The organism is Leptolyngbya sp. FACHB-60, from assembly GCF_014695775.1.
Taxonomy (GTDB): Bacteria; Cyanobacteriota; Cyanobacteriia; order Phormidesmidales; family Phormidesmidaceae; genus Nodosilinea.
On the sequence record NZ_JACJOX010000043.1, the window covers coordinates 1 to 12309 of the forward strand.

General features: G+C 57.4%; 9 protein-coding genes. 1 reads left to right on the top strand and 8 read right to left on the bottom strand.

Features of this window, described 5'->3' with window-relative positions:
- Window positions 1–320: 320 nt before the first annotated feature.
- The 3 genes from H6F57_RS16300 to H6F57_RS16310 form a co-directional block, all read right to left on the bottom strand.
- Window positions 321–1535, bottom strand: a complete 1215-nt coding sequence (locus H6F57_RS16300) for an S-layer homology domain-containing protein (RefSeq protein ID WP_190629971.1) — start codon at window positions 1533–1535, stop codon at window positions 321–323.
- 218 nt (window positions 1536–1753) lie between these two features.
- Complete coding sequence (locus tag H6F57_RS16305; RefSeq protein WP_190629973.1) at window positions 1754–3259, bottom strand: serine/threonine-protein kinase; 1506 nt, start codon at window positions 3257–3259, stop codon at window positions 1754–1756.
- A 456-nt stretch (window positions 3260–3715) separates the two neighbouring features.
- Window positions 3716–4828: a precorrin-8X methylmutase gene (locus H6F57_RS16310; protein ID WP_190629974.1), complete on the bottom strand. Its 1113-nt coding sequence runs from the start codon at window positions 4826–4828 to the stop codon at window positions 3716–3718.
- Between the two features lie 81 nt (window positions 4829–4909).
- On the opposite strand from H6F57_RS16310, the gene H6F57_RS16315 reads away from it, so the two are divergent.
- Window positions 4910–6835, top strand: coding sequence for a heavy metal translocating P-type ATPase (locus H6F57_RS16315; protein ID WP_190629976.1), 1926 nt, complete (start codon window positions 4910–4912; stop codon window positions 6833–6835).
- Here H6F57_RS16315 and H6F57_RS16320 read toward each other — a convergent pair.
- From H6F57_RS16320 to H6F57_RS16340, 5 genes are read right to left on the bottom strand one after another with little or no spacing between them, the layout of a single operon-like run.
- On the bottom strand, window positions 6821–7447 hold the full coding sequence (locus H6F57_RS16320) for an ATP-binding cassette domain-containing protein (RefSeq protein WP_190629978.1): 627 nt from the start codon (window positions 7445–7447) through the stop codon (window positions 6821–6823). The two genes, H6F57_RS16315 and H6F57_RS16320, sit on opposite strands and share 15 nt — an antisense overlap.
- A complete protein-coding gene (locus H6F57_RS16325; protein ID WP_190629980.1) occupies window positions 7434–8363 on the bottom strand; it encodes an ABC transporter ATP-binding protein in 930 nt (309 codons plus the stop codon). Before H6F57_RS16325 ends, H6F57_RS16320 begins: the two co-directional genes overlap by 14 nt.
- A gap of 2 nt (window positions 8364–8365) precedes the next feature.
- Window positions 8366–9226 carry an ABC transporter permease gene (locus tag H6F57_RS16330; RefSeq protein ID WP_190629981.1) on the bottom strand — a complete coding sequence of 287 codons (861 nt, stop codon included), beginning with the start codon at window positions 9224–9226 and terminating at the stop codon, window positions 8366–8368.
- On the bottom strand, window positions 9223–10221 hold the full coding sequence (locus H6F57_RS16335) for an ABC transporter permease (protein WP_190629983.1): 999 nt from the start codon (window positions 10219–10221) through the stop codon (window positions 9223–9225). The genes H6F57_RS16330 and H6F57_RS16335 overlap by 4 nt, the downstream gene beginning before the upstream one ends.
- On the bottom strand, window positions 10212–11837 hold the full coding sequence (locus H6F57_RS16340; RefSeq protein ID WP_347279973.1) for an ABC transporter substrate-binding protein: 1626 nt from the start codon (window positions 11835–11837) through the stop codon (window positions 10212–10214). The genes H6F57_RS16335 and H6F57_RS16340 overlap by 10 nt, the downstream gene beginning before the upstream one ends.
- Window positions 11838–12309 lie beyond the last annotated feature (472 nt).

Below are 12309 nucleotides of genomic sequence, written 5' to 3' on the forward strand. Positions count from 1 at the left end.
TTGCGCGAACGTGTTGCGGCGGCCCTCGACACCCTGACGCCAGAGTACATCATCTCCTTGACCTCCTACAACTTCATCCTAGAAGCCCTGTTTAGCGCAGCTTTATAAGTAATTGGTATAAGGGCCTCCTGTGGGTATAAGTGTGAGGTAATCCAGATTGGCTTATTGCGCGCGCAGGCAACTATTCAAGAATGTTCTGTAGTAGTTAGCGCAAAAAAGGCCCCGCCCCCTAAAGTAGCGGGTGGGGCCAATTGAATTCAGGGTACGTTTGACTTGAAGTTGGTGCCCGTCTTCAGAACACGGTTATAGTTTGAGGCTGGCTAGGAGCGTAGATTGCAGGAAGGCCCGCTCAGGGTTCCAACAACGACGTCTGGGCCTTTAGCAGCAACACTGACTTGACTGACAGCAAAGCGACCCTCAAGCGTCACTGAAAACTCACCCACCGTGAATCCGCCCCCCGGCTGCCACTTGATGCCGCTGATCTGAGCATTGGGATCCGGATTCACCAATTCCCCGTTGGGAGTCGCATTCACAACCCGAGCGCAGCTAGGCAAACCTAGCACCCAGTTACTCAAGTCCTGAGCCTGAGGCAACTCCTCCATGTAGTAGCGCCAGGTGGACGTTGTTGATGTGTAGCTAACCTCTAGCAACGTAATGCGATAGCCGTTAGAGAGCGTGACCACATCCCCACTTGAAACCGACTCAGTTCCAGTCGCACCCGTAGTTGTGGTCGTACCCGTTGTGGTCGTGGTGCTTGTATTTGAAACGTTTGTCAGATTAGCGGTGTTAACAATGTAAGCAGACTGGACTTCCTCAACCCGGCCTAGGTACGCCAGCGCCTGATAAATAAACCCGCAGGCCTCAGCCCGAGTCACCGTTTGAGTGAGGTTGAGGGTGCGCAGCTGAGGGTAGTTCACTAAAATGCCTCGCTCCACCAGCGCCGCGACAATGACTCGGTACTCGCTAGGAATCGTATTGGCATCGGTAAAGACGCTCAGCAGTTGATCTACAGACTGGCCGGATGAAACTTGAGTGATACCTAACCCTTGCGCTAGCTGGACCAATAGCTCCAAGCGGGTCAGTGTCTGATTGGGGTTAAATGTCTCCTTGGAGAGGTTGACGAAGCCCATCGAGTAGGCTTTCTGGATGGATTGGTAGGCCCAATAGCTACGCGATAGGCTACCGATGGTTGTCGCCTCACGAATGGTGGGCTGCTGAAACGCCTGAGAGACAATAGCTGCAAATTGAGCCTGGGTCAGAGCACTGCTGGGGAGGAACTGTCCATTAGGAAATCCTCGTACTACGTTCAGGCTGCTGAGGCGGTAGACAAAATCCTTAGCCCAGTAGCTTGTTGAAACATCAGTAAAGGTAGTTTGAGTAACCGTCGTTGTCGTTGTGGTGGTCGTTGATGTGCCGCCTCTGCTCTCGCCGTCATCATCATTGTCATCGTCGCCGTTGTCATCATCGTCCTTGAGCTGGCTCTGCGCTGAAGCGGGCAAGTCTTGAGCAGATTGAGCCTGACTAGGCGCGGCCAACAGAAACCCAGCACAGAGTAGAAGCAATGCACCTAATGAAGAGAAACCCAAGGTCGAGACCTTGAGTCCAAAGAGCCGATTACTCATCCCCAACACCTATCAGAATTGAACTAGATCAGTTCTACTGCTGGAGTGTACGGTTTCAGAAAATCGTCATAAAGCTTTTTTAAGAAAGAATAAGCGTTTTTATGGCTCTTATTCTCTTAATTTATTGCTTCTTACTCTCGTTCACCTCTTTCTCGCTCTTCGTTTCGTTTTTCTTCTTCTCGGGCTTGCTCTTCCTGCCGGCGCACTTCCTCCCTGGCCAATTCCTCTTGTCGGCGTGCCTCCTCTCGAGCTTGCTCCTGCGCTCGACGCGCCTCCTCACTGTTCTCAGTGCCGGTTTGGACTTGATCTTGGGGTACTTCGATGGCTTGATCAGGCACTACTGGCGTCTCTGCAAGAGGAGGTTCTGCTGGTGGAGCCTCTGCAGGAGGAGGTTCTGCTGGTGGAGTCACCACCTCAGGTGCAGCTGGGGTTGGTAAAGCCTCCTCCTGAGCTTCATTGGTAGGCTGAGGGCTGGGCTCTTCTGTAAGGGTTGGTTCAATAACAGTAGAGGGGGTTGTAACAGTCTCGGGCGATGGTGATGGTGATGGGGTAGCGGTAGTTTGGCTGCGCCACCAGCTGTAGCCCAGTAGGAGTGGGAGAAATACGCTCAGAGCAACGGCTGCGGGTAACCACCAAGCGCTACTAACTCTCCTCCGTGATGGCTGCGAAAGCGGGCTTACTTCCTGCACCCCAGGGCTGCTGACCCATTGCTCTACAGGAACAGTCGCATGTCTAGGGGTGGCTGGTGTGGTAGGACGGTACTGCGGAGCCACCACAACGGTCGGACGCTGGCTAGAGGGTGCAGACGAGGCTTGAGCGCTATGGGAAGCGAGTGGCAATAAGGCTAACCAGTCGCTTATGTGCTGAGGTCGCTCATCAGGCTCCACGGCCATGCCCTGCATAACGGCAGCACTGACATCAGGGCTGACTGAAGGCTGAAGCTCGTGGGGAGACTGAAGAGGAGCTCTAGATCGCAAGAGCGCGGTAGTGGGAACCTGGCCGGTTAAGAGGGTGTAGAGTGTGGCGGCTAGACCATAGACATCGGTTGCTGGGGAACGCCGAGCCTGCGGAAGATACTGCTCTATGGGGGCGTACCCTTCAGAGACGAGGTGAGTATGGGTTTGAGTAACCCCTGGGGTGAACTCCCGGGCAATGCCAAAGTCGATTAGCATAACCTGTTGGCTGTCAGGTCGGAGAATCAGGTTTTGAGGTTTGATGTCTCGATGGAGTAGCCCTGCCTGGTGAATCGCCTCAACCGCTTCACTGACTTGGCGGATGTAGTAGAGAGCCGTAGTCTCAGGAAGCGGTCGGCCTGACTGAACCAGCTTGTCTAAGGTCTGACCAGGAACATAGTCCATTGCAATGTGAGGCAAACCGTCTTCTACAAAGAAGTCAGTCACCCGCACGATGTTGGGATGGAAGCACCGGGCTAGCCGCCTAGCTTCATCCTGGAAATGCCTCTGATGCTCTTCAAACTGGGGCTCTTGGCGCAAAGCATCATTGATCGTCTTCAGCACCACAGCTTGCGCCAGTACGGTATTTTTGGCTTTGTAGGTGATGCCAAAGCCACCGCGGCCTAGTTCCTGTTCAACAACATATTTCCCCTGTTGTAGGGATTTGCCGGTAAGAGCGCCCATAGAGCCTTAGAACCTATTCCATGCCCTATGTTCCCTACTGCTGAGACAATTAGCCACTACCTTCTAGGGGAATAGTACCTTTTGATGCCCTGTTGATTCGAGCCAACCTATCAATAGGTGCGGTATGCCCAAGATCAGGCCGCATAGTGGCCGAATCTAGCTGCCCAGCGCCACAGAGCAGCATCACAATCTCTCTTGGCAAGTCTTTCGTGAAAGTTCCAAAAGTTGTCCGATATGGTGCTGGACAATTTCCAATTAGCTACGTCGGGGCTTCCTGTGGGTACAGGTGTGTGGCAAGCCAGATCGGCTAATTGCGCGAGCATACAACTAGCCAACATGGAATCAATACTTCAAGCTTTGGCAGGAACGAGGAAATGCGGATTTTGGGAAACTGGCACATCTTTTAATTGCCTAATTGCAGCCGAGGATTCCGGTTAGCTGGCATAAGGACTGAGGCTAAGAGCGGGTGAGGTAGCAGTGACAATCTGGCTTCTCGATGAGGGTTTCTACTAGAGAATTCAACGTCACTGATGCTAAAAGCCCACCACCGAAGCTGCCTCGAACCGTGATGTGGGCAACTTTTGTTGCCGCCAGTCGCCGCTTTGCCGCTGGAGCATGGCTAAACCCAATCGGCATGCCAATGACAAGGGCGGGCTCGATTTGCTGCTGCTCGATAAGCTGGCAAGCCGCAAGTAGCACTGAGGGGGCGTAACCGATGACCAGCACAGCCCCCCTGGGAGTTTGCTGCAACCGTTCCCGCCAAATACGATGATCATAAAACGCTTGCTCTGCTTCACTGACTCCCGTAATGTGAGGGTCCTCAATCAGGCTTTCAAGCGGACATCCGAGATGAGCTAACCGAGTGCGATCGAGGGTGGCGGCGACGGCTGGCAGATCTGTCATGATGAAGCATCCCGCCTTCAGCGCTTCGCGGGCAGATGCAACGGCACCGGGGCTCAAGTGCACAAAATTAATCAGGCTGACATCACCGCAGGCTAGCACCAGCTGATGCAGCAGATGCACGGTGACTTCGGAGTAGTGGGACAGGTCGGGAAGCAGCCGCTGCAGAGATTCTTGGAATGCTTCTGGGTGCGCTGTTGTGGAAGCATCCAAGTTTGACCAGAGCTGGTCGAGTTTGCCTAGCTCCTCCTGGGCATTCACATCTAGCTGCTTGATCTGGGCCAGCACCTCGGCCTGGGTACTCTGGCAATCGTGGTCGCGCCCCAGCAGCCCCTCTAGCGCCGTTGCCGTCTGCCGCAGCCGGGTAATTTGCTGAATTACGGAGCGATACTGCTGCTGCAGCTGGGCTATCAGCGTGGGATTGGTGAGTTCTTCGGACTGGCTGTTTAGTAGCTGGCGAATGTGGGAGAGCTGAAACCCCTGCTGTTTCAAAGCGATCACGCGCTGTAGCCGCTGCATGTCTTGCTGAGTATAGAGGCGGTAGTTGCCCTCAGAGCGCTGCACAGGCGGGAGCAGCCCCAGCTTGTGGTAGTGCCGCACCATGCGGGGGGTGACGCCGCCGCCAACGGCATCGGTAAGTTCTTTGATGGTCAGATATGGAGCCGTCATGCCTCTAGCTTACTCAAAACATTGACATTGACACTAATGTCAATGTTTAGGGTGAGGGCGTATCTACTTCACGGTTTCGGTATGGTTTCTGCGAGCCTGTCTGCGCCTCGGTTTTCTAGCCTGGTTAAGGATCACCCGGATGCGATCGCAGCCTTGACCTGCGCGGTTCTAGTTCTCCTAGGCTGGCAATCACTCAATCTCGGCTGGGTTGGGGCGGCCATTTTGATTCTGACGGCAGCCTACGTGATCGGCGGGTTTGAGAGTGCGCGGGAGGGTTTGACAACCCTGTTTAAGGAGAAGGAGCTAGACGTAGATCTGCTGATGATCGTGGCGGCCCTAGGCGCGGCCAGCCTGGGGCTGTGGCGGCGAGAGTATTTCATGATCGTGGATGGGGCTGTGCTGATCTTGATCTTCGCCATCAGCGGGGCGCTTGAAGGGTACGCGATGCAGCGAACGGAGCGCAGCATTCGCGGGCTGATGAGCTTGACCACCGATACGGCGTGGGTGATCCGAGGGGGGCGCGCTGAAACTGTGCCAATTGCAGCGCTCGTCGTTGGCGATCAGGTGCTGGTCAAGCCGGGAGAGTTGGTGCCAACGGATGGCTTGGTAATCGAAGGCGTCAGCACCTTGAACCAGGCACCGATTACTGGGGAATCGATTCCGGTGGAGAAGGCCATCGGCGATGAGGTTTTTGCGGGCACCATTAACGGCAGTGGAGCCTTGCGACTCAAGATTCACCAGCCGCCCGAAAGCAGCCTGATCCAGCGGGTCATTCACCTGGTGCAGCAGGCCCAAACCGAAGCACCGCCTTCGCAGCAGTTTATTGAACGGTTTGAACGAGGTTATGCCAAGGTCATTGTCATTGCGGGAATTTTGCTGGCCGTGCTACCGCCCTTTCTGCTGGGCTGGAGCTGGGAGCAAACCATTTACCGGGCCTTGATTTTTTTAGTGGTGGCGTCGCCCTGTGCGCTGATGGCGTCGATTATGCCAGCGCTGCTCTCGGGCATTGCCAACGGTGCGCGGCGGGGGATTTTATTTAAGAATGGAGCACAGCTAGAGCGCATGGGGCGAGTGCGCGCGATCGCATTTGACAAAACCGGAACGCTGACAACGGGCAGGGTAGAAGTGGCCGGGATGCTGGCAGTTGAGCAGTCTACGCAGCCATTACTTGAAGTCGCGGCGGCCCTGGAGAGCCTTTCTGAGCATCCCATTGGTGAAGCGATTGTGCGGGCTGCCCGTCAGCAAAATCTTACCTGGACGGAGGCGGTCAACGGTCAGGCCCAGGTCGGGCAGGGCATTACTGGAGAGATCAATTGTCAAGCAGCGGTGGTGGGCAAAGCGGCGTTTGTTCAATCCCAGGCCCAGCGCGCTTCCCCAACCCTGATCCAGCAAAGCCAGCAGTGGGAGGCCGAGGGCAAAACGGTGGTGTGGGTCGCCTATGGAGATCAGGTGTTGGGCATCATCGCCGTTGCTGATACGGTGCGCCCAACCGCAGCGCGGGCCATTGCCCAACTCAAGCGACTGGGAGTTGAGCAGATTGTCATGCTGACGGGGGACAATGCCCGCACAGCGCAGAGCATTGCTCAGCAGATCGGGGTAGATCAGGTGCATGCCGAGCTGCTGCCCGAAGACAAGGTGGATGTGATTCAGCGCTTGCAAAAGCAGTATCAGACAGTGGCAATGGTGGGGGACGGTATCAACGATGCCCCCGCCTTGGCCCAGGCATCGGTGGGCATTGCCATGGGAGTGGCGGGCAGCGACGTGGCCCTAGAAACCGCAGACGTTGTGCTGATGGCCGATCGCTTAGAGCAGCTAGAGCACGCGATTCGGTTAGGCCGCCGCGCTCAAAGCGTGGTCAAGCAAAACATTGTGTTTGCCCTCGGGTTTGTGGTGATTCTGCTGATTTCAAATTTTGCGGGCAACCTGACGCTGCCCCTAGGAGTGTTGGGGCACGAAGGCTCGACGGTGATAGTGACGCTGAGCGGGCTGCGGCTATTGAGAAACTAGGGTGGAGTGATGCATGGTAGCTAAATCGAGGATGCGATCGCACAGCCGCCTCACCAACGGCCAATCGTGGCTGACCACCAAAACCCCGATCTGGTGGGCGCGGGTGTAGTCTAAAACGGCCTGCCAGATCAGCGCCTGGGTGTTGGCATCGAGCATGGCCGTCATTTCGTCGGCAATCAGATAGCGGGTCTGGGAATTGAGGGTGCGTGCGATCGCAATTCGTTGCAGCTCACCACCGCTCAGCTCGTGGGGGTAGCGAGTGAGCCAGCCCGCGTGAATGCCCAGGGCATCGAGCTGGTGCATCTGGGGAGGATGTCCCTCGCGCAAAATTTGGTCGATGCGCCAGCGCGGGTTGACTGACAGCTCCGGATTTTGAAAGACAAGCTGCACTGGGCAGTAGCGCCGCCTAGGCAGAGGCTGACCGTCCACGCTTACCTGTCCTTTGGTAGGAATTAAATAGCCTGCCAGTAGTTTGGCCAGGGTGGTTTTGCCAAAGCCCGAAGGAGCCATCAGCCCAACCACCTCGCCCGGTGCTACAGCAATTGTCTGATCCTGCACCACCCAAGGCAGCTGGGGAACGTAGCGAAACCAAAGTCCTTCACCGGTCAGCATGAATACACCTCACTAAACCACCTCGCACTGCCCGCAGCGCCGGTCGCTCGGGCAGACATGCCTCTGTCATCCAGGGGCAGCGATCGCTAAACAAACATCCCACGGGCAGCGCCTCTGGGTTGGGTTGGTTACCTGGCACTGGCGTGAAGTCGTTTTGGGGCAGCGATCGCCAGAGTGCCTGGGTGTAGGGATGGCGCAAGTTCCCAGCCGCAAAGTCCTGAGCCGATGCGATTTCTGCCGTCGTTCCGGCATAGAACACGGCCACCCGATCGGCCACCAGCAGCGCCGCTTCAATATCGTGGGTAATCAAAATCACGCCGCGCCCTTCCTGGGCCAGCTCCCGCAGGTGGTTCAGCGTTTCGACCACCACATCGGGGTGCAAACCAGGAGTGGGTTCGTCAGCAATCACCAGATCGGCCTGGCTGACCACCGCCGTAGACACCAGCACCCGCCGCGCCATGCCCCCCGACACCTGAAATGGGTAGCGGCGGTCTGTCTGGGGCGGCAGGTCATACCGCTGAAAGGTGCGCTTCACCGCCGTTCGCGCCGCGCCTTTCGACAGCCCGTTGAGCTGGGCTACCCGCTGCACCTGCTGACCCACCCGCATCAGCGGGTCCAGATAACCCACAGACTGAGGGATGAGCGCAATGGCCTTACCGCGCAGCTGCTGGCACCGCTCTGGCGTTAGCGGCTGGCCCTGAAATAGCACAGTGCCGCCGACGGTCGCATTCTCCGGCAAAATGCCCAAAACAGCATGGGCCAGTAAGCTCTTACCCGACCCGCTAGCGCCCACTACCGCTACCACCTCACCGGCTTTGACCTCCAGATCCAGGTCAGTGATGACTGTGAGCTGCCTGCGGCGCAGCCCTTTCTCGTATTGACTAAAAGTGATGCTGAGATTGGAGACTGACAGCATGGCTACCCCTGACTCGTACGCGGATCGAGCAAAGCACGCAGATTTTCGCCCAGCCAGTCAAAGGCTTTGACCGACAGCAGCAGCAGCAGACCGGGCATCACCCCCAGCCACCAGTAACCGGTGGACAGGTGCCGCATCGACTCGGCCAAAATAATGCCGATGGCAGGCAGGTGAGGCGAGATCCCTATGCCGATGAATGACAGAGCGGCCTCATGCAAAATGGCGTGGGGAAACAGCAGAATTAGCCCCACCAGCAGCTGGGGAATTACGTGGGGCACCATGTGGTGGCGAGCAATCCAGGCGGGGGATCGGCCTAGCCGGTGGGAGAGTTGCACGTAGTCGGAGCTGTTGACTTGCAGCACCTCTGCCCGCACCACGCGGGCCAGGCTCGGCCAGTGGGTTAGGGCCACGGCAATGATCACTCCCCGGGTGCCGCCCCCGACGGCAAAGGCAACCAAAATTAGCAGCACCAGGTGGGGCAGGCTAAAGCACACGTCAATAACCCAGCAGATAACGGCATCGACCCAGCCGCCTAGGGTGCCAGCGGCCAATCCCAGCAGGGCAGCAATCAGCGCGCTGACGGTAGCGGCCAGCAGACCCACCCGCAGGCTGAGGGACATGCCGTGGAGCGATCGCGTCAGCATGTCTCGCCCCAGCCAGTCGGTGCCAAAGGGATGGGCCAGGGAGGGGGGAAGGTTGCGCTGGGGCAGTACTGGGCTAAGGCCGGCATCGCCAATCACCCAGGTGCTGAGGATGATGGCCGCCAAAAAGAAGGCACACAGCCCAATGGTCCAAAGGGTCTGCTGCCGCCGATTGCTCTGGTGTTTGGGAGCGCGAATCTGAGGAGGTGCGAGGGTGGTCATGCTGCCCCCCTGCCGCCAATGCGGATACGTGGGTCAATTACCTGGTAGGACAGATCGGCCAGGGTATTGCCGGCGTAAACAAACAGGGCGCTGAAGAAAACGATGCCCACCAGCAGCGGCACATCGCTACGCAACGCGGCCTGCACGGTCGCCTGCCCCAGCCCTGGATAGGCAAACACCTGCTCCACCAGCACCGAGCCGCCAAACAGCTCACTGAGGGAAGCAAATTGCAGCGTTAATGCGGGCAGCAGGATGTTCCTCAGTCCGTGGTGCTGCAAAATCCCCCAGAGGCTCTCGCCCTGAGCGCGGGCAAACAACACATAGTCGCTGTGCAGCACGTCGATTAGCTTCTGGCGAGTGTGCAGGGCAATGCTGGCAATGCCAATGATGCTCAACGTCAGAGCAGGCAGTAACAGGTGGTGCAGATGCTGCCAGAAGGTAACGTTTTGGGCCAGCACACCGGGCGGAGCTGCACAGCAAATCGGGGTGAGCCGCAGCGACACCGAAAAGAAAATTAGCAGCAGCAGCGCCACCCAAAACGTCGGCGACGACGCCAAGGTGTAGGCATAGAGGCGAATGCTTCGGTCAATCCAGGTGCCCTCAAAAGCTCCGGCCAGCACGCCGAGCACTAGCCCCAGCAGACCAGACACGAGCCATGCGATCGCAAGCAGCTGCAGCGACACCTGAAAACGCTGGCCGATCACCTGCGAAACGGGCTGGTTAAACACCATCGAGGTGCCCCAGTTGCCCTGGATGATCTGCCCAAACCAGTCCCAAAAACGGACGATCATCGGCTGATCTAGGCCCCAGCGCTGGGCAATTAGCTCTCGTTGGGCCGCACTGATTTGCAGCATGTCGGCCCCCACATAGGCTCGCACCGGATCGATGGGCGACAGGCTCATCAACCCAAAGGTCAGCACCGCTACGGCGACCAGCAGCAGCGCCAGCCGCACCAGCTTGTAGCCAAAAAACAGCAAAATCGGCTTTAGTTGCATGTCCACGTCCAGCTAGCGATATTGGCAGTGATCGGCCAGCCGTGGCCGTGGGGCTCAACCTGGGGTTGGCCGATGTCCAGACACTCGTGGACAAAATAGGTGTGATTAAGGTTAACCAGCCAGGCCCAGGCGGCGTCGCCTTTGGCGGTAAAGCCCTGCTCGCCGTCCCATTGGGCGGCTTGCCAAAATGCGATCGCCTCCGCCTCTGAAGGCGCACCCATCGCCAGATCTAGCGTTTGGTCAATGGCCTGGTTGGCGTAGTAGCCCGCGTTGTAAAAATCGCCCTGGGCCGCTTTGCTGTGGTAGAGGTTGTACATTTCGGTCTGGTCGTGGCTGCCCCAGCCAAACAGCACCACGTTGCTGTGCGCCAGGGGAGTAATCTCATCCCAGCTCTTGCCCTCGACGTTGACTTGAATGCCTACGGGCTTGAGCATTTCTGCTACCGATAGAGCTAGCGCCTGGCGAGTGCTGTCGCTAGCTGGGTAGAGCAGGGTAAATTCAGCCTTCAGTCCATCCTTCTCAACGATTTCGTCGCCGTTGCTGTCGCGCCAGCCCCCCTCGGCCAGAATCTGGCGGGCCAGATCGGGGTTGGCATCTTCGATATTGGCGCTCGGCTCCTCCCAGGCCAGACCGCTAACTGGGCCATACGCTGGCGATCCGTAGCCCTCCAGCACGCCATCTACCAGCGCCTCTCGATCCACGGCGTAGTTTACCGCCTGCCGAATCGCCAAGTCCGACGTAACGGCATTGCCTACGGGCTTACCGTCTGGCGTAGTCTTACTTCCCTCATCAGGAAAGGGAAACATCAGCCCCCGGTTGTCCACGCTGGCGACGTCGTAGAGCTTCATGCCCTCGATGCTCTGCACTGCCAGCGACTGAGGCACGCTGACCACCTGGGCCTGCCCAGCTTGGGCTGCCGCAAAGGCCGCGTCTTCTTCGGTAAACAGAAAAACGAGCCGCCCAATCCCAGGGGCTTCGCCGTAATAGTTGGGGTTGGCCTCGACAATCAGCTGCTGCCCCTCGTCCCACTGGACGAGTTGATAGGGGCCAGAGCCAACGGGGTTGCGGGCATAGTCGGGACCGTGGGCGTGCTCCGGCACAATACCCACAGTGATCAGGCGGTTGACGAAGGTGCTTTGGGGCTGCTTCAGCCGCAGCTCCACCGTGTAGTCGTCGGTGACGACGGCTTCTTCTAGCACCGTTACATCGGTCAGGCCGCCGCTCTCTGCTGCCTTGTTGAAGGTGTAGGCGACATCGGCCGCCGTTAGCGGTTCTCCGTCTGAGAACTGAGCATCCTGGCGAATGGTCACCGTCCAGGTTCTACCGTCTTCGCTAACAGCATAATCGGTCGCCAAGTCGTTGACGATTTCAAGGTTTTCATCGCGCTGCAGCAAAGTGCTCTGAAACAGGGGTGAACCGTAGCGGCCCCAGCCTAATGTGGGGTCATACCCTTCCTCGCTCTCTCCTCCAATCGCCAGGACTATCTGCTCTGCAGCAGCATTGGAGGCTGGCGCAGAAGCACTTGGCCCATTTGAATTTGAAGCACACCCAGCCAGAATTTGCCCCAGTAGGAGCACCCCCATAGACCAGGCGGGCACGTTGAGACTTAACGCCACAGCTGCACCTATCGATTAATTTGCAGAATGAGCTGCCCCCTATGCCTTAATCAAGCATCTGAGCAGCAGGAGGGGTTTCACGACTTTTGAGGCTACCACCGCCTGCTCTAATCAACAATCCGGGGGTAAGGGATATAAAGCGAAGAGAATTTAAGCTTGCAAGCTCATTACACGCAGTATCCAAGCCATTCGAGAGGTTTGGCTGCGACTTGTCGATGGAACGGCAAAACCAAGCTTTGAGACCACTGGCACAAGCTAGAACAGGCCAAACCTAGTCCATTTTTTAGCCCTACTGGCACAGAGCACGGGGCTCGTCACGATCAGGTAAGCATCAAAGTCATCGCTACTCAGGTCTATGGTTAGGGCTTCTCCTGCCGTGCCTTCAATCGGCGGCTTGAGGCCTTTTTTTCACCTAGATTATGGTGCGGTGAGGAATACATCGTTTCCAGGCATCCTACGGGCAATTGTCTAG